Origin of the sequence: Pseudomonas azerbaijanorientalis (assembly GCF_019139795.1) — a bacterium.
Classification (GTDB): domain Bacteria; phylum Pseudomonadota; class Gammaproteobacteria; order Pseudomonadales; family Pseudomonadaceae; genus Aquipseudomonas; species Aquipseudomonas laurylsulfatiphila.
Genome location: NZ_CP077078.1, coordinates 3,831,991 through 3,855,186, shown reverse-complemented (window position 1 = coordinate 3,855,186; position 23,196 = coordinate 3,831,991). Strand labels below are relative to the sequence as shown.

General features: G+C 61.9%; 15 protein-coding genes and 1 pseudogene. All 16 read left to right on the top strand.

What is annotated here, in order from left to right:
* Nucleotides 1-22 precede the first annotated feature (22 nt).
* The gene (tssK, locus tag KSS91_RS17040) at nt 23-1,378 is read left to right on the top strand and encodes a type VI secretion system baseplate subunit TssK (protein WP_217835503.1); all 1,356 of its coding nucleotides are present in this window, start codon (nt 23-25) and stop codon (nt 1,376-1,378) included.
* On the top strand, nt 1,375-2,058 hold the full coding sequence (gene tssL / locus KSS91_RS17035; protein ID WP_217835502.1) for a type VI secretion system protein TssL, short form: 684 nt from the start codon (nt 1,375-1,377) through the stop codon (nt 2,056-2,058). The genes tssK and tssL overlap by 4 nt, the downstream gene beginning before the upstream one ends.
* Before the next feature lie 10 nt (nt 2,059-2,068).
* Complete coding sequence (locus KSS91_RS17030) at nt 2,069-3,796, top strand: OmpA family protein (protein WP_217835501.1); 1,728 nt, start codon at nt 2,069-2,071, stop codon at nt 3,794-3,796.
* A gap of 14 nt (nt 3,797-3,810) precedes the next feature.
* A complete protein-coding gene (gene tssD / locus KSS91_RS17025; protein WP_217835500.1) occupies nt 3,811-4,302 on the top strand; it encodes a type VI secretion system tube protein TssD in 492 nt (163 codons plus the stop codon).
* Nucleotides 4,303-4,452: 150 nt separating this feature from the next.
* Nucleotides 4,453-7,098 (top strand): type VI secretion system ATPase TssH, encoded by a 2,646-nt coding sequence (gene tssH / locus KSS91_RS17020; protein WP_217835499.1) that lies wholly within the window; start codon nt 4,453-4,455, stop codon nt 7,096-7,098.
* Nucleotides 7,099-7,100: 2 nt separating this feature from the next.
* A pseudogene (locus tag KSS91_RS28820) lies at nt 7,101-9,399 on the top strand (type VI secretion system Vgr family protein); the annotation flags it as partial.
* 1,708 nt (nt 9,400-11,107) lie between these two features.
* Nucleotides 11,108-11,746: a DUF2931 family protein gene (locus KSS91_RS17010; RefSeq protein ID WP_217835497.1), complete on the top strand. Its 639-nt coding sequence runs from the start codon at nt 11,108-11,110 to the stop codon at nt 11,744-11,746.
* Between the two features lie 79 nt (nt 11,747-11,825).
* Nucleotides 11,826-12,803, top strand: coding sequence for a hypothetical protein (locus KSS91_RS17005; protein WP_217835496.1), 978 nt, complete (start codon nt 11,826-11,828; stop codon nt 12,801-12,803).
* Nucleotides 12,778-13,356, top strand: coding sequence for a hypothetical protein (locus KSS91_RS17000; protein WP_217835495.1), 579 nt, complete (start codon nt 12,778-12,780; stop codon nt 13,354-13,356). The genes KSS91_RS17005 and KSS91_RS17000 overlap by 26 nt, the downstream gene beginning before the upstream one ends.
* Nucleotides 13,357-13,389: 33 nt before the next feature.
* A complete protein-coding gene (locus KSS91_RS16995; protein ID WP_217835494.1) occupies nt 13,390-13,647 on the top strand; it encodes a PAAR domain-containing protein in 258 nt (85 codons plus the stop codon).
* A 3-nt stretch (nt 13,648-13,650) separates the two neighbouring features.
* Entirely contained in the window at nt 13,651-14,877 is a 1,227-nt protein-coding gene (locus KSS91_RS16990) for a KPHS_23130 family T6SS system protein (RefSeq protein WP_217835493.1), read from the top strand.
* 9 nt (nt 14,878-14,886) lie between these two features.
* Nucleotides 14,887-18,243, top strand: coding sequence for an ImcF-related family protein (locus tag KSS91_RS16985; RefSeq protein ID WP_217835492.1), 3,357 nt, complete (start codon nt 14,887-14,889; stop codon nt 18,241-18,243).
* Nucleotides 18,240-19,826 carry a type VI secretion system protein TssA gene (gene tssA / locus KSS91_RS16980; protein WP_217835491.1) on the top strand — a complete coding sequence of 529 codons (1,587 nt, stop codon included), beginning with the start codon at nt 18,240-18,242 and terminating at the stop codon, nt 19,824-19,826. Before KSS91_RS16985 ends, tssA begins: the two co-directional genes overlap by 4 nt.
* A 22-nt stretch (nt 19,827-19,848) precedes the next feature.
* Complete coding sequence (tssF, locus tag KSS91_RS16975) at nt 19,849-21,618, top strand: type VI secretion system baseplate subunit TssF (RefSeq protein WP_217835490.1); 1,770 nt, start codon at nt 19,849-19,851, stop codon at nt 21,616-21,618.
* Complete coding sequence (tssG, locus tag KSS91_RS16970) at nt 21,582-22,679, top strand: type VI secretion system baseplate subunit TssG (protein WP_217835489.1); 1,098 nt, start codon at nt 21,582-21,584, stop codon at nt 22,677-22,679. Before tssF ends, tssG begins: the two co-directional genes overlap by 37 nt.
* Entirely contained in the window at nt 22,660-23,196 is a 537-nt protein-coding gene (gene tssJ, locus KSS91_RS16965; protein WP_217835488.1) for a type VI secretion system lipoprotein TssJ, read from the top strand. Before tssG ends, tssJ begins: the two co-directional genes overlap by 20 nt.

The following is a 23,196-nucleotide window of genomic DNA, read 5'->3' as shown; positions in this document are numbered from 1 at the left end:
CATTGCGTAGGGATTCGACCTCATGAAAATCGACCGCCCCTTGTGGGCCGCGGGGGCATTGCTGTCCCCGCAGCAATTCCAGCAGCAGGCGCGCTGGGAAGCCTGGGCCAACGAGTGTCTGGCTCGTTTGTCCCTGGTGCACCCCTGGGGCGTCCAGGACGTCGCGTTTGACCTGCAAGCACTGCGCCTGGGCAAGCTCAAGGCCACTCGCCTGAGCCTGCGCATGCCTGACGGCACCTTCATCGACACTGACCATGTCGATCGACTGCCCCTGGGGCTGGAACTGTCGCGCCTGCTGTCCGACGATACCCAGGCGGCGACCTTGCTCCTGGCCTTGCCACTGGAACAGGCCAATGGCAACAACTGCCTGTTCGACGCCGACAAGGCCGATCGACCCACCCGTTATCGTCAGGACTGGCGTCAGGTGCAGGACATTTACGCCGATGAAGTGCAATCGGTCGGCGTACTGGAACACGTGCTGAGCCTGCGCTTCGATCACGACGAGAACGGCGATTACCTGACCTGCCCGATCGCGCGCCTGGTGCGTGACGGGCAGGGTGCCTGGAGTCCTGATCCTGACTATGTGCCACCGCTGCTCAGTTTCGCGGCGCACCCGGGTCTGTTGACGCAACTGGACAACCTGTTGACCCAGTTGTCCTCCAAGCGTCAGCGGCTGATGGGCATGCGCCGTGAGAGTAACCAGCGAATGGCTGACTTCGCCGTGGCCGACGTGTCGTTGTTCTGGTTGCTCAATGCCTTGAACACCTACCAGCCGGTATTGGCCGATCTCAAGGCCTGGCCGGCGCGACATCCCGAGCAGGTCTATTTGGAGTTGACAAAACTGGCGGGCAGTCTGCTGACTTTTTCGCTCGAACACGATGTCGAGCAGATTCCGCCTTACCGCCACGAACACCTGGAAAGCGTGTTCCCGCCGCTGTTGCGCATGATCTCCACGTTGCTGGAGGCCAGTCTGCCTTCTCGAGTCATCGCCCTGACACTCGAGCAGAGCGCAGCCAACCGTTGGCAGGTCCGACTTGACGACGCCCGTTTGCGCGAGCCCGACAGCGCCGACTTCTATCTGTCGGTGCGTTGCCGCTTGCCCGCCGTGCAATTGCAGAGTCAGTTCCCGCAACTGTGCAAGATCGGCACACCGGACGAAGTCGATCAGCTGGTCAACGCCGCCCTCGATGGCGTGCCGTTGCAGTCCCTCAGTCATGTACCGGCGGCCATCCCCCTGCGCCTGGAAAACCAGTACTTCGCCCTGGATCTCAACCATGCCAAGGGACAAGCCATTCGGGACCAGGGCATCTGTGCCTTGTACGTCCCGAGCACCCTGGCCGAAGTGAAACTTGAACTGTTCGCGGTACTGCGCGCATGAACCAGATCGAAGCGAAAAAACAGGCCGCCATGACGGTCGACATCGACGCGTTGTTGCAAGACAGCTACCTGCTGGTGGTCGAGTTGCGGCAAGGGGCCTCCGCGCAAAGCAGCGATGAGGTCAAGGCGCTTTGCGTAAAGCAGGTCGAGTACGTTCGCCAGCGGCTCATGGATGCCGGCCTGGCCCAACGCAGCATCGACCATATCAGCCACGCTCAATGTGCGCTGCTGGATGAAACCATGCTCAACCGCGCCGATAACGATGCCCATTCCCGGTGGGCCAGTGAACCCTTGCAGGCGAAGTTTTTCAATCGCCACCAGGCCGGGGAGTTCCTGTACGAGGACATGCGCGAGGTACTGCGCGAACCTGCGCCGGACCTTCTGGTGCTGACGACCTTCCAGCGGGTTTTGACCCTGGGTTTTCGCGGCCGTTATCGCGATGACAATGACCCCGAGCGTGAACAACTGCTGGCCGACCTGAATGCCCGGGTCGCACCACTGAAGCTGCGTCAGACATTAACCGCACCCCTCAGCGCCAGCCATGGCGCAATGGCGTTGCGCTGGATGCGCTCGCCGCTGGTCAACGTCCTGGCTGCCGGTCTGTTGCTGGCCGGTGTCTGGTACGGCCTCGACCAGCTGTTGGGTAGTCTGGTTGCGACGCTGTTGGCCGCGCAAGCCTGAGGTGGAGCCCATGACGCTCAAACTCAAACAAGGGCTCTGGTTGTGGGCGGGTGCACTGACCCTGATGCTGCTGGCCATCATCCCGCTTGGCGGATGGGGCCGTGCCGCCGTGGCCCTGATCGTTGTCGGTTGTGTTGCACTCGCCTGTGTCCGGGCCGCGCGTCAACGGCAATTACTCGGCTCGCTCGACAACCTGGCGTTGCCACCGGCGGCGTATCGTCATCCGGTGGTACTGGTGTGTGGTGATGGCCTGGCCGGGCTGTTTGGTGAAACGAGCAGCGACCACCCGGCATTGCGCATGACCGAGCAGGGCTGTTACCTGCGGGTCTCCCGTGGGGAACAGCTGTCGGGGGTGACTGACAGTGTCCTGGCCTTGCGTCCCGAGTGGGCCGGGCAGCTCTGCGTGATGTTCATTGTCAACCCGAGCGAGCACACCGATGCCGCGGTGTTGGCCGGGCACGTGCGTACGTTCAATTACCAGGCCGGGCTGATTCGCCAGCGTGGTATTGCACTGCCGCTGATGCTCGTCAGCTACCTGCAATCATCGGCGAGCAAGGGGACCTGGTTCAGTTGGGAAGCCGGCCAGGATAGCTGCAACATTCGTGAAGGCGGGACGTGCCTTGGCCCCAAGGACTGGTATCGGCTGCCCGCTGAACATGCAACCCACGGTCGGCGGTTGCAGGCCAGCGTCCAGCTCAACAGTGCTGCTGCCTGGCTGGATGAATATGTCCTGGCGCACTTCGCCAGCCGTGAAGGTCGCCATCCTGCCGGCTTGCCGCTGGTTTGCGCCAGCACCTTGGTACCGACACTGCCCGGTATGGTGACCGGCAATCTGTGGGGGCAATGGCTGCGGGGCAAGACCGGGCTGAGGGACGCCGATGCACAGGTACAAGCGCCGGATGCGTCGCTGCCGTTCCCTGACCCTTTGCTGAATCTGCTGCCAGTGCGGGCTCAGCGTTTGCCGATGCGTCGCGCCAGCGTGATTGCGCTGTGGCTGTTCGCGGCAGCCGCCGTTGTCGCCCTGTCCAGCTCGGCCTGGCAGAACACCCTGCTGCTGCGTCAGGTCAGCGATGACCTGCGGCGTTATGCGTCCATTGCCCCGACGGAGCGTCGCGATCAACCCGAATTTGCCCAACGGGAAGAAGCGTTGAACGTGCTGCGCGAAGACGCGGTGCGCCTCGACCATTACTACCGCCGGGGCGAGCCCCTGGCGCTGGGCCTTGGCCTGTATCGCGGTGAGCAATTGCGCGCTGGGCTGCTGTCGACCATCGCCAACCACCGGCAACCGTCGACGAACCCGATGCCGGCACGCGCGGCGCGAACCGTGCGCCTGGACAGCCTGTCGTTGTTCAGCAGCGCCAGCGCCCGACTCAAGCCAGAGTCGACCAGGGTGCTGATCGACGCCCTGGTCGGCATCAAGGCCCAGCCCGGCTGGCTGATCGTTATCGCCGGGCATACCGATGCCGTGGGCAGCGACGAACACAATCTGCAGTTGTCCCGTGCCCGCGCGGCAGCGGTGCGTGAATGGATGCAACGCATGGGCGGCATCCCCGACAGCTGTTTCGCGGTGCAGGGCTTTGGCAAGAGCCAGCCGATCGCGAGCAATGACACCGAGGCGGGGCGTCAGGCCAACCGTCGCGTCGATATCCGTCTGGTGCCGGAAGTGGGGGCCTGCGTGTTTCCCATGGCCGGAGCCGACGTACAACCCCCTGTCGCAAACGCGGCATCTGTGTACTGAAAAAGGAGCTTCACATGGCAATTCCCGTTTACCTGTGGCTGAAAAATGACGGCGGTGCGGACATTAATGGTTCAGTGACCGTGAAAGGTCGCGAAGGCAGTATCGAGGTGGTCGCTCACAACCACAGCGTCTACATCGCCAGCGACGATAGCACCGGAAAATTGACCGGTACGCGGACCCATGCTCCGTACGTGTTCACTAAGGAAATCGATGCTTCCAGCACATACCTCTATAAGGCTGCTACTACAGGCCAGACACTCGAGAGCGCCGAGTTCAAATTTTATCGCATCAACGACGCAGGCCAGGAAGTCGAGTACTACAACACCCTGCTTAAAAAAGTGAAGGTAGTGAAGGTCGAGTCGAAAATGCACGACGTCAAAGATCCGGACAAGGCGAAATTCAACCACCTGGAAGAGGTTGAGTTGCGCTACGAGAAGATCTTCTGGGACTTCAAGGACGGAAACCTCAAACACGACGATGCATGGGACAAACGTAGTAGAGGGTAACGCTGAATAACCAGCAGGCTGGCCTCTGCCTGCTGGTTCCGGTGCACTGGGTTGAGCGTCTGTGCGCGGACGTTCAACCCAGCCCATCCCGACACTTTCCATCGCCCTGACCGACTATCCGCTGACCCTTCAGCACAAGGACGTACCTCCATGACCGACAACTCCACGCGCCTGCTTCGCCGTCTCAACCCCTACTGCGCCCAGGCGCTCAGCGCGGCGGCTTCGTTGTGTCAAAGCCGTGCCCATGGGCGGATCAGCATCGAACACTGGCTGCTCAAATTACTGGAACAGGGCGAGGGCGATCTGACCCTTATCGCCCGTCGCTATGAGTGGGACATGGATGTGCTGTGGCGCGGCTTGCTCGACCATATCGACATGCTGCCGCGCAGCGTGCAGGGCAAGCCGCAGTTGTGCGGAAAATTGCAGAAACTGATTGAGTCCGCCTGGTTGCGTGCATCACTGGAAGGGCATGACAGCCTGCGCTCGGCGCACCTGCTGGGTGCGTTGCAGGACAGTCCGCAGCTGCTGGCATGCGATGCGGCCTGGCCCATGCTAAGCCTCAATGAAATCCAGTTGCAGCAGCTGTCAGGGCTGCTCGATCAGCACTCCGAGGAACGCCCGCACGTCCAACAGCAAAGTGCGTTGGACCAGCCCCCGGCGTTACCTGTCCCCGGCGCAGCCGGGCACGATGCCTTGCAAGCGGTACTGGACAGATTCACCCAGGACATCACCGCTAAGGCGCAGGCCGGGCAGATCGACCCGGTGTTCGGACGTGACGATGAAATCCGCCAGGTCATCGACATCCTCAGCCGCCGGCGCAAGAACAACCCGATCCTGGTGGGCGAACCCGGCGTCGGCAAGACCGCGCTGGTCGAAGGCCTGGCCCTGCGCATCGCCGAAGGCAACGTTCCGGACAGCCTCAAGTCAGTCAGCGTGCGCACCCTCGACCTGGGGCTGCTGCAAGCGGGCGCCGGGGTAAAGGGCGAGTTCGAGCAACGCCTGAAAAACGTCATCGACGCCGTGCAGCAATCGGCCAACCCGGTGCTGCTGTTCATCGACGAAGCCCACACCCTGATCGGCGCCGGGAACCAGGCCGGTGGGGCGGATGCCGCGAACCTGCTCAAGCCGGCCCTGGCCCGTGGCGAGTTGCGCACCATCGCCGCGACCACCTGGAGCGAATACAAACAGTACTTCGAACGTGATGCCGCGCTGGAGCGGCGTTTCCAGATGGTCAAGGTCGACGAGCCTGACGACGCCAGCGCCTGCCTGATGCTGCGCGGCCTCAAGGCGCGCTATGCCAGCCATCATGGTGTGCACATTCAGGATGCGGCGGTGCAGGCCGCCGTCAACCTGTCGCGGCGTTATCTCACCGGCCGCCAGTTGCCGGACAAGGCTGTCGACCTGCTCGACACCGCCAGCGCTCGCGTGCGCATGAGCCTCGATTGTGAACCCCAGGTGCTGGTCCGACTCAAGGCCCGGCACGCCGCCTTGACGCTGGAGCAGCAGGCGCTTGAACAAGACGCGCAACTCAATGGCAGCGCCGCCAGCGAACGTTTGACGCTGATCGCCGAACAACAGGTCGAACTGCAACAAGAGCAAAACGATCTGCTGGACCAATACCGTCATGAACTCGACCTGACCCGGCAACTGCTTGACGCACGTCAGGCCGACCCCCTGTGCACTGACCACTGTGCGCAGCTACAGCAACGGTTGTTGCTGGCCCAGGGCAACCGGCCAATGCTGTCTCTGGACGTCGATGCCCGCAGCGTCGCCGAAGTGATCGCCGACTGGACCGGCGTGCCTCTGGGCAGCCTGCTCAAGGACGAACAGGCCAGCCTGCTGGCCCTGGAACAGCAATTGGCCGAGCGGGTGATTGGCCAGGAGCATGCCCTCGGTGCCCTGGCCCAGCGATTGCGCGCGGCCAAGACCGGCTTGACCGATGAACAGGCCCCGCTGGGTGTGTTCCTGCTGGTGGGCACCAGCGGCGTCGGCAAGACCGAAACCGCGCGGGCGCTGGCGGACTGCCTGTTCGGCGGCGAAAAGTCGCTGATTACCCTCAACCTTTCCGAGTACCAGGAAGCCCACACCGTCAGCCAGCTCAAAGGTTCGCCACCAGGCTACGTCGGTTACGGCCAGGGTGGCGTGCTCACCGAAGCGGTGCGTCAGCGGCCCTACAGCGTGGTGTTGCTGGATGAAGTGGAGAAGGCTCACCGCGACGTGCTCAACCTGTTCTATCAAGTGTTCGACCGCGGCTTCATGCGCGATGGCGAAGGGCGCGAAATCGACTTTCGCAATACCGTCATTCTGATGACCTCCAACCTCGGCAGCGATGAGCTGCAAAACGGCCTGCAGCAACAACCCGACGCAACTGACAGCGCGCTGCACGAATGGCTGCGACCGATTCTGCGCGAGCACTTCCAGCCGGCCTTGCTTGCCCGCTTTCAGACCCTGATCTACCGCCCGCTGCAGGCCGATGCACTCAAGCGCATCGTCGGGCTCAAGCTCGCCCGGGTCGCCAAGCGCCTGCAACGCCACTACGGCCTGGCCTGCCAGATCGACGATGGACTCCACGCCGCGCTGGTCGCTGCCTGCCTGCTGCCCGACACCGGTGCACGCAACATCGACAGCCTGCTCAACCAGCAGATTCTGCCGGTCCTCAGCCAACAGCTCTTGCAACGTCAGGCCGCGCAGCACAAAACCCTCGGCGTGACCCTGGGCTACAGCGACGACGAGGGCATCACGTTGCAATTTACCGACGCACAGGACGCGTCGTCATTCACTGCCACGGAAGCCTGACCATGAGCACCGCACTGCGCACCTTCTTCGACCACAGCCGCCACAAACTCCAGGTCGACGGCCTCGACACCACCCTCGACGTCCTCACCTTCAAGGGCGAAGAACACCTCAGCCAGCCGTTCACCTACACCGTCGAATTCACCACCAGCCACCTCGACCTCGGCGCCGAACAACTGCTCGGCCAATACGCCCAATTCAGCCTGCACGCCGCGCCGTCAACCCTGCCCGTGATGGCCTGGGAAGTACCCAAGCCGGCCAAACCGCTGCGCACGTTTTACGGCGTGATCAGCGGCTGCCAGCGCCTGTCCGGCTCGGTCGACGAAGCGCGCTACGAAATCACCCTGCAACCGCGCCTGGGACGGCTCGCCCGTGGCCGGCAAACGCGCCTCTACCTGCAGCAATCCGTCCCGGAAATCGTCGAAAGCATCCTGCGCAGCCGCCACGATTTTCTCGGCCAGGACTTCTTCTTCCGCCTGCATCGCGAGTACCCGCGCCGCGAGCAGGTGATGCAGTACAACGAAAGCGACCTGGACTTCATCACCCGCCTGCTGGCCGACGTCGGCATCTGGTACCGCTGCACCAGCGACGAACGCCTGAGCATCGACGTCGTCGAGTTCTGCGACGACCAGCGTGGCTACCAGTTCGACGTCGCCTTGCCGATGCGCTCGCCCTCCGGCCTGAGCAGCAGCGGCGAGGACGCCGTCTGGGCCCTGCAAACCCGCCACCAGATGGTGGAACAGCAAGTCAGCGTGCGCGCCTACCACCCCCGCGACGCCCGCGCCTACCTCGACGGCGAAGTCGACCAGACCCGCGGCGAGCCGGCCACCCATGGCGCACCCCACACCTACGGCGAGGCCTACCACTACGCCGAACCCTACAGCGTGCTCGGCAACGCCTACCACCAGGACGAAGACCTGCTCAGCGAAAGCGGCTACTTCTACGCGCGCCTGCGCCACGAGCGCTACCTCAACCAACAGACCCACCTCAGCGGCACCAGCAGTAGCGCCACCCTGGCCCCCGGCCAGGTACTGAACATCAGCGGCGGCGCGCCCCAGGCCTTCGCGCGCGGCGCGGTGCTCACCGGCCTCACCACCCACGCCGCCCGCGACCGCAGCTTCGAATGCCATTTCGAAGCCATGCCCTACGCCGAACGCCTGTGCTTCCGCCCACCGCTCGCGCCCAAACCGCAAATCGCCGGCACCCTGCCGGCACGGGTCACCAGCCCGAAAGCCAACGACCCCTACGCCGACATCGACCTCGAAGGCCGCTACCGGGTCAGATTCCTCTTCGACCGCGACACCCGCAAACCCGGCCAGGACAGCAAATGGCTGCGCCAGGCCCGCGCCTACGCCGGCGATACCCACGGCCTGCACCTGCCGCTGATCTGCGGCACCGAAGTGGCCATCGCCTTCGAACAGGGCGACCCGGACAAACCCTACATCGCCCACGCCCTGCACGACGACCAACACCCCGACCACGTGACCCTGGGCAAACGCGACTACACCCGCAACGTGCTGCGCACCCCGGCCAACAACAAACTGCGCATGGAAGACCGGCGCGGGGAAGAGCACGTCAAGCTCAGTACCGAGTATGGGGGCAAGAGTCAGTTGAATCTGGGGCATTTGGTGGATGCCAAGAAGCAGAAGCGTGGGGAAGGGTTTGAGCTGCGTAGCGATGGTCATGGTGCCATTCGTGGCGGCAAGGGCCTGTTCATCAGTGCCGATGCGCAGACCAAGGCGCAGGGCCCGGTGCTGGGCATGGACGCTGCCGTCGGCCGCCTGCAACAGGCCGGTGAACAGCTGCAACAGCTCTCGGTCGACGCCCAGGCCGCCAATGCCGAACCGGCGGACGTGGCCGCGCAGTTGAACCTGCTGCGCCAGGACCTCGAACAGCTCAAGTCCCAGGTCCTGCTGCTCAGCGCGCCGCAAGGCATCGCCCTCACCAGCGGGAAGCACCTGCAACTGGCAGCGCAACACAACCTGATGCTCAACGCCGGCGGTGAAGCCGACCTCAGCGTGGTCAGGCGCCTGTTCATCGGCGTGGGTCAGGGGCTGAGCCTGTTTGTGCGCAAGCTCGGGATCAAGCTGATCGCCAATCAGGGCGCGGTGCAGATCCAGGCGCAGAACGACAAACTGGAATTACTCGCCCGTCATGGCCTGGATATCACCAGCACCGAAGACGAAATCCACATCACCGCGAAGAAGAAAATCGTCCTCAACGGGGGCGGCAGCTACCTCAGCCTGGAACCGTGTGGCATCGAATCGGGCACGGCCGGGGACTACAAGGTCAAGTCGGCGGATTATCAGTATTTGCAGGGCAAAGCCACCCAGACCCCACTGATCCCAATAGTGCCGCAACGCATCGACCCGCCGCTTGAGTTTCATGAGCAATTCCGGCTATTCGCCAGCGATGGCGAGCAACCCCGCGCCAACGTGCCTTACAAAATCACCGCCGCTTCCGGCAAGGTCTGGAAAGGTACCACCGACAGCCAGGGCTTCACCGAGCGCGTGTACACCGCCAAGCCTGAAGCGCTATCGCTGACCTACGACATGGAAGAAGAGGAGGAGGAAGAGGAGCTCGAAGGTATCACCCTACGCCTGGGGTTGTTCTTTGATGGCACGGGTAACAACTTGGGCAATTCCGCCGCCACAGAACAATGCCGGCGGGACGACCTTGAATTGTTCGATCAGAGTGAACTGGCGAGCATTGTGCAGCTGTGCAAGCAGTATGGGTTTGACGAGTTTGATGGCAGTGGTTTTGCCAGTGCACCGGATAACAGTTATGGCAATGCGCCGAGTAATGTGGCGCATTTGTATGACCTGTACCCGGATAGCACAGCGACACCGCTCAAGGCAGAGGCAGAGATCGGTTACGTAAGGGTCTATCTCTCGGGCATTGGCACTCGCAGTCGAGCCAAAGATTCGCTAGTGGATCAGGCCAGTGGCCGGGGGGAAACCGGGGTGGTGGCGCGAGTTGAGCGGGTGCCTGCGGTATTGGTTGAAAAACTTCGGGATTTTATTGAATCCAACCCCGGCACCTTTATTCGACGCATCGAGTTCGACATCTTCGGTTTCAGTCGCGGGGCCGCCGCCGCGCGGCACTGTGTCAACGAATTGTTCAGGCCCGGGCGGGGAGTGTTCGCCGCGTTGCTACAAGGCGGGCGTTTTGGCCTGCCGGCGAGTTTCGATCCGGCGGTGGATGTCAGCCTCAACCTGGTCGGGCTGTTCGACACCGTTGCGGCGATCTTGGGGATGGACCTGAGCGTAGCCAACGACAACAACCCGGGGGTCAACTTGTACCTGCCCCCCGGTTGTGCCCGCCAGATTATCCAGTTGCAGGCCCGGGACGAGCACCGTCTGAACTTTGCCCTCAACAGCGTGCTGCACGGTCATCGACAAATCAGCCTGCCCGGCGTGCATTCGGATATCGGCGGTGGCTACCTTCCGAATGGCCGGGAGCGCTTGTGGGTCACCCAGCCGCAGCGGATCAGCGTGTCGGCCTACCAGCGGCCGGAGTCCCATCCGCAATGGGCGCAACTCCAGGCCCAGGCGCTGGCCCTGCGTGACAGTGGCTTGTCCGGCAGTGGCACCCTTGAGGTCAAGGCTTGGCCGATCCCCCCGGTCCCGCGCGGTAAGGCTGAATCGAAAGTGGATGAGTATTGGTTAGTGATCGTCCTCGACCGGCCTGTGCGTGGCGAATTGGCGCTGATTGCCCTGCGTTTGATGCGTGAACTGGGTGTGCGTCATGGCGTGCCGTTTGAAGTCATAAGTGACGAAGACAAACGCTTGCGCTTGCCGGATGAACTACAACCCATCGCCGAGCAAATCCTGGAGCAAGCGCTGGCGGGCAACGAAGTTCGACTCGGTCCCGCCGAGGAGTGCTTGTTGCGCAATCGCTACATTCACCAATCCGCTCACTGGACCCCTCGTGCTGGTCTGCTCATCAACAAACCGGCGCCGAACAAAAAGCGCAACGTCTACCCCAACCAGCCGCAAAAGGGGTATCCGCAATGAAGCGTTTGAGTCTGATCACCGGTCTGCTGCTGAGCCTGTGCGCCTGCGCCAGTGAGCCTCGGCCACCCGCACCGCCTAACTTGCCTTATGACAGTTGGTACGTCGGCTTGGCCGCACCGCTTTTCATGGAAGTCTGGGTCGAGACCCTGGATGTGCTCGATCAGCGGGGGCTGGCATTTTTCCGTGTACATGGTGGTGTTGTCAGTTACACCGGTCAGCCGGAGGGCTGGCACAAGGGTGGGGGGGCAACGAAACCGGTCAACAATGTCGATCTGCCGGAGCGGCTCTTTCTGCGCTGGCAATCGCTGGTGGAACCACAGGCTTACAAGATCAGGATCACGATCCCACAGTGGGTGCGTGACGAGATGGTCAAGCCGGAGCGGGCGTTTTGTATAGCGGATCAAAAGGAAGTAACGCTTTATCGCAACAGAGTAAATCTAGGGATGGCTCCCGGCGGTATCGTTAAGGTCTGGGTGGGGTCGGGCTGTCTGGGCTACAAGGAAGTCGGTCGTTTTCAGGCCGAGGTCGAACCACGAGGACCGTATCTGAACGGCAAAGATATTTACTACCGGGCGCTGAAGCCTGAGGCCCAGTTGTATATCGATCAGCATGGGATTCCTTATGGCTCTTGGTAAACGTTAGTTAAGAGTTGTTGCGGCTGGCTTTTTAAGTTTAGGGACTACTACGGGTAAATTTCAAAAGGACAGCGCTAGCATGCAGCAAGTAATACATGCGAGTAGTACCAATAATACTGACGACACCGTCATCAAGGTCGTGTCTGCGGAAAGTACGTTGACTTGGCTGTCACCGGCAGAAAATGCGGTATTCAAAATTACGCAGGACGCGATGTTGCCCGATATTGTTTTTGAGTTTCACACTCAAATCCTCGGGGACTACAAGTGGTCGTGGATGATCGAGTGGGAAGCGAAAGTCAGCGGATTGAGGGAGAGAGTTCGCAAGGACAAAGTTCTGCAAACCTTCAAGGAATCTGGCTCTTTTGTTAGCAGCAATAGAGTATGGAAGGTGAGTCTTTTTGATCAAGTTATTGGCGGTACTCTGACGGTGAGCGTAAGTGTCAGCGATAAGGCCTTGACAAGAACGGTTTTTATAAAAGGGCAGAATCCTACGCAGGAGAGTATCGCCCGCTATATAGCTAGTCTTGATGATATGACCGGCTTCGAAAAGCTGCTTGAGCAAGAGACTCATTCAAGGCACTTCATAAATTTGGATGGCGAGCCAATAGTTGCCTTTGATAAAGGTTTCGGTATCACGCAAATGACTAATCCGGTGCCAAATTACGAGCAAGTCTGGAACTGGAAAGCCAACATTCTGGCGGGATCTTCGATTTATAAGGACAAAGTGCGCATCGCCAAAAAATACCTGGGGCAGGCAGGCAGAACCTATACAGATGATCAGCTGCGCCATGAAGTGTTCAGCCGGTGGAACGGTGGTTCTTATCATGAGTGGGATAGGGTCTCTGCTTCCTGGGTCAGAAAGAAGAACCTTTTGTGTGATGCCAATACCGGAAATATAGGCTGGTCGATGGATAACGAAATGAATAAAGACAAAACGGAAGCGCAATTGCGAGAGCGAGATAAGGATACCTATTCGAAGGGATCTAAGGGACAGTCGGATGATCACCCATGGCAATACCAGGGAGTGTGTTATGCAGATCATGTGCTTGGTAAATAAGCTCGGAAAGTTCCTGGTTTGGTTGTTGCTTGGATTGGCGGCGGTTACCTGCGCGAATGCCGAAACAGTGTGGCTAAAAAATAATGGCGGGCAGGTGCATCTGCAGATGGCCGATGGAGCGGTGTATGACGTGAAGTTATTTTCCGAGGTGGGTGGTGTGTTTTATGACAGAGACAAGCACACGATCGGGGGAAGGGAGTATGTCTCGCTGTTCCAGGTTTTATCTTCGAATTCTGCACGCCCTTCAGGCGCTTGTGGTGCGGGTAACGAGGTCTGGCTTCATGTCTATCACGTGGCTGGCGCAGTTTTGAACGAAAAAATAAAAGTATTGGTGAGTAGTTGTTTGCGCTCGATTTCACTGGCAAGTCAGAACACAGGGGATCAGATGCAAGATTCCGATTTCTCTTCAGTGCAATGGAACTTAAAGGGGTTTTCCATTGAGTGGTTCGAGCATGTCGATGCTGCCGGGCGACCCTTGCAGTTTACGAACTTTGTTTTGCGTGAGGGCGCTTTTTTACCGCAAGACGTATTGAGCCAAGAGAACCCGAACTAGAAATTTTCCGTTCAATAAAAAAAGGATCAAAGCATGAAAGGCATCATCCGTATCGGCGACAAAACCACCGGTGACGGCACCGTACTTTCGGGGTCCACCGATATGCGATTCGAGGGTGTCGGTGTGGCGCGCGAGGGGGATCCGGTGCGCTGTCGAAGCCACGGCCGTACGGTGATTGCTGAGGGGCATCCGGCGTTTCGTGACAATGGTGTCCCGGTCGCTTTCGATGGCCATCGCTGCGCATGCGGTTGTGCGTTGATTTCTTCCTTGCCTGTAGCGGGTGCGAATTAGCCCATGCCAGTCAGATTGGATCGAGTCCCAGCATTAGCGGTGAGACCTGCGCGCCCTCGTGTCTGGCTTTGGGCAGGTTTGCTGCCTCTGTTGTGGCTGATGGGGGCGGGGGTGGCGTTGTTGTTCGGGCCTGCAGACTTGCATCAGCAGCCAGTGAACTTCTGGGCACTGTCCCTGGGGGTACCGTTGGTTGGCTGGTGCGTGTTGGGTTTTGGGAGAGCACTGATTTACATAGGCCAACAAAGTGCTGCCGATGGTTGGGATGAAGCTCGGGAGAACGATTTGATTCGCAAGACCCGGCAAGGGCGTCGCTCCCAACAATTATTGGGTGTGAGTCTGTATACGGCCCTTCGAGAACCAGGTGATCAGCCCACCGCGCAACTGGATGCTTTTCTGAGCGGGACCTCCTCTATTGCGACTCGACCCGTGCGGGAGGGGGCAACACCGTTACGTCATAGTCACTTGTCAGGCGATAGGGAAGACCCCGAACTCCTGCTGCTGGACGTGTTGAAGCAGTTGCTCGGCGATTTGGCGCGAACTCTGGAGCCGTTACCGGACGGTGCGCCAATGGCATTTTTACTGGAGGTCGAAAGCGGATTGCCTGAAGGGGTGTTGCGTCGCGTGTGGCGAGAGGCGTGGAGTGCGTCCGGTATCCGTCAATCGTCGATTCCTGTCGAAGGCAGCGGGTTGGCCGCGGTGGATCACTGGCTTGACCAGCGCATTGACGATCAGGCCTTGCTGATGGTGGTGGCGGTGCAGTTTGCACTGGAGCAGCCCGAAGGCACGGCAGAGGTTGCTGTTGGCTTGTTGTTGGGCAACCGTCTGACGCAAACGACCTTGGCGCCGATCGCCTACCTCCATCGTCCCGAACCGGAGCGCATGCCCACCGACACCGATCTGCTCTACGCCGCACGTCAAGCCCTCGACTGGGTACCACTGGGTGCGCAATCCATCGAGCAGGTTTGGCGCGTGGGTATTGATGCGCAACGTCATGCCGCCTTGTCGATGGTGTCGGCGGAATTACCTCTGCCAGCCAAGCCCGGCCAGGGTTTTTGCAGTCTCGATGATTTGCTTGGGCATCCTGGACCCGCAGCACCTTGGTTGGCCATAGCCGCTGCGGCGCAGGCGATTGAGCGCGGTGGCGGGCCGCAATTCATTTTCAGTGGCGGCGCCGTCGCCGATGGGCTTTGGAGCACGGTGCTGATGCCCGTGTCACCCCTTTCGAAATAGGAATCTCGAATGCAGTTTCGACGCTCTGTAGGGATAGGTGTTTTAGTCAGCGTGCTGGTGGTCGCCGGTCTGGTTTTGGCTGCACAGGTCTGGTATCACCCTGAGTCGCTGGGTATTGAATCCGGCAGCGGCTGGCAAACCCTCTGGTTTTCGGTGGTCTCGGCCAGCACCTTGATCGTGGCGATGTTCCTGGGTGGTTATCCATTGCTGGGACGGCTGTTGGGGCATTCAACTTATGGCCGGCTTGATACGGATGACGTTTACCAGCCTGCGCAAGTGTTCCCGGAAAAAAACGTTGATACGCCGGGAGCACGAACCATCGCGGCGATCAAAGCTTCCTTGCGCAAACGCCACGGCCACCTCTGGCGCCACAAAACCCGCCTCCTGCTCATCGTCGGCGAACCCGAGCAGATCCAGGCCATCGCCCCCGGCCTGAGCAACGACAACTGGCTGGAAGACCATAATACCCTGTTGCTCTGGGGTGGCAGTGTGCAAACCAAACTGGACGCCTCGGTACTCGACCGCTGTCGCGCCTTGACCCGCTGGTGCGCCCTCGACGGCGTGGTCTGGGCGCTGAACGCCGAGCAGAGCGCCGACGACAACCTGATGGGCAACGGCGCACGTCACCTGCAAGATCTGGCGCGCACGCTGGGCTGGTCGTTGCCGTTGCACGTGTGGCAGGTCTGCGCCAGTTCGTGGGCGCAGGACCAGCGCCCAACCCAGGCGGTCGGTTGCGCGCTGCCGTCACGCCTGACGCCGCCGATCCTGGAACACGCGCTGGAAAATTTGCTGGAACCGTTGCGCTACGAAGGCTGGGTGCAGATGAGCATGCGGCCCGATCATGATTTCCTGCTGCGTTTGTCGCGGGATTTGCAGGTCGAAGGTCTGGCCCGTTGGCGCCAGGCGCTGGCGCCGTGGTTCGGGGTCTTCCGGCAGGACCTGCCGTTGCGCGGGTTGTGGTTCAGCTTGCCGCTGACCGGTAAAGCGGTGCGCAAAGATGACCACTTCTGGCCGATGGGCCCGGTCTGGCAGGGCGTGCTGGACGCCCCGAAACCGCGCAGCCGGCGCTTGGGCTGGAGCGCGCCGCGCGTCGCTTATGGGCTGGCGTTGGGCCTGGCCGTGGTCTGGGGCGCCGGACTGCTGCTGTCGTTCGCCACCAACCGCGTGCAGATCGCCCAGGTGCAGACGGTGTTGACCACCCTCGAACAATCGCAAAGCGCTGATGAACAATTCCTCGCGTTCAACGAACTGGTGCGCGAGCTCGGGCGCCTGGATTACCGCGCCGAGCACGGCACACCGTGGTATCAGTGTTTTGGCCTGAATCAAAACGATGCGCTGCTGGCCACGCTGTGGCCGCGTTACGTCGAGGCCAACAATCGCTTGCTGCGCGACCCGGCGGTGGCCCACTTGCAGGCGCGGCTCAACGCGCTGGTCAAACTGCCGCCGGACAGCCCCGAACGCAGCAAGCGTGCTGGTGTGGCCTACGCGCAACTCAAGGCCTACCTGATGCTGGCACGCCCGGAAAAAGTCGACGCGGCCTTCTTGGCCAAGGTCCTTGGCGACACCGAGCCGGACCGGGCGGGACTGTCGCCGGGCCTGTGGGAGTTCTACGCGCAGCAACTGGCGCGCCATCCGCAATGGCGCATCGAAGCCGACCCCCGGCTGGTGGCCCAGGCCCGCCAAGTACTGCTCGGCCAACTCGGCCAGCGCAATGGCGAAACCAGCCTGTACCAGAGCGTTCTCGACAGCGCGGCCCATCACGCGCCGGCGTTGAATCTGCAGCAGATGGTCGGCGACACCGAGGCGACGGCGCTGTTCTCCACATCGGCCGAAGTGCCCGGCGTGTTCACCCGCCAGGCCTGGGAAGGCCAGGTGCGGCCGGCCATCGCCGCTATCGCCGAGGCTCGTCGCGAGGAGATCGATTGGGTGCTCAGCGACAATCCCGCCAGCCTCGCCGTCGAATTGAGCCCGGAGCAACTGCGCGAGCGCCTGACCGAGCGCTACTTCCAGGACTACGCCAACGCCTGGCTGGACTTCCTCAACCACCTGCGCTGGCAACCGGTCGACAGCCTGGGCGAGGTGATCGATCAACTGGCGCTGATGAGCGACGTGCGCCAGTCGCCCCTGATCGCGCTGATGAATACCTTGGCCTGGCAGGGGCAGGCCGGCACGCGCGGCCAGGCCCTGGGTGAGTCGTTGATCAAGTCGGCGCAGAAGCTGATCGCCCAGGACAGCGTGCCGCCGATCGAGCAGTCGCTCGGCGGTCCGGGTGGTCCGCTGGACGCCACCTTCGGGCCGTTGCTGAGTCTGCTGGGCAAGGACGCCGAGCGTAACAACGACAGCGAGCGCCTGAGCCTGCAAGCTTTCCTCAACCGGGTCACGCGGGTGCGCCTGAAGCTGCAGCAAGTGAGCAACGCGCCGAACCCGCAGGCCATGACTCAGGCCCTGGCGCAGAGCGTGTTCCAGGGGCATAGCGTCGACCTCACCGACACCCGGGCCTACGGCAACCTGCTCGCCGCCAGCCTCGGCGCCGAATGGGACGGGATCGGCCAGACCCTGTTCGTGCAGCCGCTGGAGCAGGCCTGGCAACGGGTGCTGCAACCCTCGACGGCGGGCCTCAACAGCCAGTGGCAGCGAGCGATCGTCAAGGACTGGCACGGCGCTTTCGCCGGTCGCTACCCCTTTGCCGCCACCAGCAGCGATGCCTCGCTGCCGATGCTCGGGCAAATGATCCGCGCCGACTCCGGGCGCATCGAACAGTTTCTGCAACAGCAACTGGGGGGCGTGCTGCGCAAGGAAGGCAGCCGCTGGGTGGCCGATGCCCGGCACAGCCAGGGTCTGCGTTTCAATCCGCAGTTCCTCAGCGCGATCAACCAGCTCAGCCACCTCGCCGACGTGCTCTACACCGATGGCGGCATGGGCCTGAGCTTCGAGCTGCGGGGCAAACCGGTGCGTGACGTGGTGCAGACCACCTTCATTCTCAATGGCGAAAAACATGAGTACTTCAACCAGAAGGAACGCTGGCAGCGCTTCAGCTGGCCGGGCTTGAGCCACCATCCGGGCACCCGTCTGAGCTGGATCAGCGTGCATGCCAACGAGCGCCTGTTCGGTGATTTCGAAGGCACCTGGGGGCTGATCCGCCTGCTCGAACAAGCCCGGGTCACCGCGCTGAACGACAGCGACAGCCAGTTCCGCGTGCAGCTCAAGGCGCCGGATGGCCTGGACCTGACCTGGAACCTTCGCACGGAAATGGGCGCAGGGCCGCTGGCGTTGCTCAAGTTGCGCGACTTCAAATTGCCGGCGCAGATCTTTCTCGGCGAGGGCACGCAAGCGCTGCCTGTTGCGCAGAACGGGAGTTACCCATGAGCCTGCTCAAACTGATCGCCCGCTGCCTGGGCGAACGCGACCCGCTGTCCCTTGCCCGCACTCAGGCTGAACACTGGCAGTCCTGGTTGCAACCCATCAGCGTGCAGTCGGCTGTCGGCGAGGATCCGGGTTACGACGATGATTTCCAGCGCATGCGTGAAGAGGTCAACAAGCTCTCTGGCGCGGATGTCGACGAGGTGGTTCAACTGGCGGAGAAACTGCTCAGCCAGCGCTGCAAGGATCTGCGCGTTGCCACGTATTACCTGTGGGCGCGTCTGCACAAAGACGGTGAAAGGGGGTTGGCCGATGGCCTGGGTCTGCTGGCCGCGATGGTCGAGCGTTACGCCGGTGACGTGCTGCCCGTACGGTCCAATAGCCGCAAGATGGCCCTGGAGTGGTTGACCAGCGGCAAGGTGCTGGACAGCCTGTCGCTGTACCCGGAAGTGGTCAAGGCCGAAGCGGAGCGCACGGTGGCGGCGCTGGCCTGGCTGGAGCGTGGGCTGCAGGCCTGGCCGCAGGAACAACGACCGCAACTGGGCGCGCTGTATGGGGCGTTGTCCGCAAGATTGGCGCAGTCCGGCGGGGTGGATGCGGTGGTGCCGCAGAACAGTGCCAGTCATGAGTCCGGCAGTGCGGCGAGCACACCGGGCGCCACGGTCATCAAGTCCGGACGCGATCTGCTGGACAGTGGTCGGACCCTCGCAGGTTATCTGCGCGACCAGCCACAAGGCTGGCTGGCGGCGCACCACCTGATGAAGAGCCTGCGCTGGGATACCTTGCACCAGACACCCCTGCAGGACGCCAGCGGCATGACGCGCCTGTCACCGCCCCGAGGCGAATCCAGAGCGCAACTCAAACGCCTGTATCTGCAACAGAGCTGGAGCGAATTGCTCGATCAGGTCGAGTGGACGTTCGCCGAGGGCGTCAACCATTTCTGGCTGGACCTGCAGTGGTATCTGGTCCAGGCCCTGAGCAAACAACCGGCACCCCAGGACGGTTGGGCCGACATCGTCAAGCGCGACCTGGGCATGTTCCTCGACCGTTTGCCGGGGCTGGAGGTGTTGAGCTGGAACGACGGTACGCCTTTTGCCGACGAGACGACCCGCGAGTGGATCAGTCAGCACGTCAGCGGCAATCAGTCCCGCCAGTGGCTGCCCGAACCGGCCCCGGCGGCGGTGTTTGCCGATGTCGAGATCCTGTCGCTGGAGGCCGAGGCACTGGCACAGGCCGACAGCGACGGTGTCGAGCATGCGCTGGCCTGGCTGGCCGAGCGCCCCGGCATCCATACCGGCCGTCAGCGCTGGCTGCTGCGCCTGCTGATGGCGCGAGTGGCCGAGCAATGTGGCAAGACTGACCTGGCCACGCATCTGCTCGTTGAACTGGATGCCACGGCCCAACGCCAGGCATTGGCGCAATGGGAGCCGGAGCTGAATTTTGAAGTCAAGGCTCGCCTGCTCAAGCTGACGCGCATGAAGGCGCAACGCAACGATGCCGACAAGGCCGCGCTAGGCCGGCGCATGGAAGCATTGCTCGCGGCGCTGGTGGCCATTGATCCGGTACGCGCCGCGGTGCTGTGCGGTTGAACCTCATTTATCAGGATTCTTTTTGAGCATGGACAATCTGACACTGCGTTATTTCGACGCCGAGATGCGCTACCTGCGCGAAGCCGGCCAGGAATTTGCGCAAGCCTTTCCGGACCGGGCGGCGCAACTGAACCTGGACAAACCGGGCACGCGCGATCCCTATGTGGAACGCCTGTTCGAAGGCTTTGCCTTCTTGATGGGGCGCTTGCGTGAAAAGCTCGACGACGACTTGCCGGAGCTGACCGAGGGCCTGGTCAGCCTGTTGTGGCCGCATTACCTGCGCACCATTCCATCACTGGCCATTGTCGAACTGGCGCCTGAAGGGGCACAGATGAAGCGCAGCGAGGTGATCGCGGCCGGCTTTGAAGTGCTGTCGCAACCCATCGGGCCGCAGCGCACTCGTTGTCGCTACACCACCACCCAGGACCTGACACTGCAACCCATCGACCTGGAATCGGTGCGTCTGGACCACGAGCCCGACGGCCGCTCGTTGCTGCGCCTGCGCTTTGCCTGTGATTCGTTGAGCGACTGGAGCGAGGTCGACCTGAGTCGCCTGTCGCTGTATCTGAATGCCGATGCGCCATTGGCCAGCGCACTGCATCAGGCACTGACTCTCAATGCCCAGGCCTTGTATGTGCGCCTGCCGGGGGAGGCGTCGCGTTACCCGCTGGCCGGCCATTTCGCGCCCAAGGGCTTCGCCGATGAGGACCGCTTGTGGCCAAAGGGCGACAGCGCGTTCAGTGGGTATCAGTTGCTGCTGGAGTATTTCACCTTCCGCGAGAAATTCATGTTCGTGACGCTCCATGGCCTGGAACAGGTGAGCATCACACCGGGCATGCCCTGGTTCGAACTGGAGGTGGTCCTGCGCGAGTCGTGGCCGCAAGCGTTCAACCTGAGTGCCGAACACATTCGTCTGCATGCGGTGCCGGTGATCAATCTGTTCACCCTGGAAGCCGATCCGATGACGCTGGCGCCATTGCAATCGGACTACCTGCTGCGTCCCATGCGCCTGCAGGACGGCCACACCGAAATCTACTCGGTGGATCAGGTCACCGCATCGAAGAACGCCGAGCGTTTTGACTACGTGCCCTTCAGCAGCTTTCGCCACAAGGGCGGCATGCTGCGCGACGAGGCCCCCGAGCGTTATTTCCATACGCGCCTCAAGCGTGGCGCCAATGGCTTGCACGATACCTGGCTGATCCTGGGCGGCGACGGCTTTGATCAGGATCGGCTGCAGGCGAGCCAGAGTCTGTCCCTGCAGTTGACCGGTACCCACGGCCAACTGCCGCGCAAGGCGTTGCAAAGTACCTTGCTCGATACGCTGGCCAACTCCGCCCAGACCGGTTTGCGGGTGCGCAATCTGAGCGCCCCGACCTTGCCGTGCTATCCGCCGAACCGCGACCGGTTCCACTGGCGAGTGCTCAGCCACCTGGGTTCGAATTTCCTGCCGATGCTCGATAACGCCGAAGTGTTGCGCGGCACCCTGGCGCTGTACGACTGGACGGACAGCGAGCTGAACCGCCGTCGCCTGGCGGCCATCGTCGAGGTCAATCACCACCTGGTGCAGCGCTTCGAAAAAGGTTTCCTGCTGCGCGGCGTGGACATCGAAGTGACCCTCGACGCCCATGGTTTTTCCGGTGAGGGCGACATCAGCCTGTTCGGCGAAATGCTCCATCGTTTCTTCGGTCTGTACGCCGATATTCACCTGTTCAACCAGCTCACGCTGATCCTTCAACCATCTGGAAAGTGCCTGCGATGGAACGAGAACCACAGTCAGCGTATTCCCGGCTGAAAGCCAGCGGGTTACTCGAGGCGCTGGACGGGCGGGTGGCCGAGGCCAATCTGTATCGTTTCTGCCAGTTGCTCGAACAGGCCCTGCCGGATCACCCGCCACTGGGCAGCACCAACCACCCGGCGGATGACCCGGTACGGTTTCGCCCCGACCCCGGCATGGGATTTCCCGCCAGTGAACTGAAGGCCATCGAAACCGACGCCGATCAACCGCTGCACCCGGCGACAGTGCGCACGCGCCTGCTGGGGTTGTACGGTGTGGACTCGCCATTGCCGACGGCTTTTGTCGACGACATTGCCCAGCGCCGCGAGGGGCATGAAGCGCTGGAAGCTTTTCTCGACATTTTCAACCACCGGATATTCACCCAGTTCTATCGGATCTGGCGCAAGTATTCGTACCCGGCCACCTTCGAAGCGGGCGGCAGCGATGCGACTTCGCAATGCCTGCTTGGCCTGGTCGGGCTGGGCATTCCCGGCACGGCCAAGCGCATTGCTACGCCGGTTTCGCGGTTCCTGGCGCTGCTTGGCGTGATGCGCATGCCCACCCGTAACGCCGAAGGCATCACGGCGTTGGTGACGCTGCTCGCACCCGCGACGCAGGTGCGGATCACGCCGCACTGGCCGCAGAAAATTGCCTTGGCGCAGCCGGCGAGCCTGTCCGCGAGTCACCCGGTGAGCCTGTCCCGGGGGACCCCGCTGGGGGCGACTGGCTGCGACGCCAACAGCCAGTTGCATCTGGCGTTGTTCACCCGGGACCCGGACGAAGCACGCGGCTGGTTGCCCGATGGCCAGTTGTACAACGATTTGCGGGTGTTGCTGCGGGTGTACCTGGGCTGGCGTTGTACCGCGAAGCTGCAGCTTTCGCTGCCGGTGCGCAGCCTGCCGCAACCGGTGTTGGGGCGGGCGCCCATCCTGTTGGGGATGACCGGCATGCTGGGCTCGGGCTGTGACACCTGGCAGGGCGCGGAGCACGACACGATCACCATCAATCTGGGTCGCTACCAAGGCCTGTCGAAGAACACTCGGAACAGGGAAATACAGCATGTCGCGTACCGTTGGTAATTCATTGATGCTGGTGACGCTGGCGGCAGTGCTCGCCGGCTGCGGGGTCACTCAGTCCGTCACGCAGGGCACCGCCTCCGCCACCCGGTCGATTTTCTACAAGCAGGTAAAAACCCTGCACCTGGATTTCAGTGCCCGCACGGCGATCAACACCGATGTCGCGGACATGAATGCAATGTCGGTTCCGACGCTGGTGCGGGTCTACCAACTGAGCGACAGCAAAGCGCTGGAGAGGGCTTCCTACGACAGCCTGCTCGATGGTGACGAACGAGTGCTCGACAGCGACTTGCTCGACACCCGGGCGTTGGTGATCAAACCGGGCGAAGGCGCGCAACTGAATGTGCCACTGGACAAGGACGCGCGCTTTGTCTCGGTGGTGGCGTTGTTTCGCAACCCCGATACGCAGATCAATAACTGGCGTCTGACCTTGACCCGCGATGACCTCGACCCGGAACGGGCGCGGATCATCGAACTGGGAGACAACCGATTGACCTTGCGCGCGTTGGCTCGGGAGTAA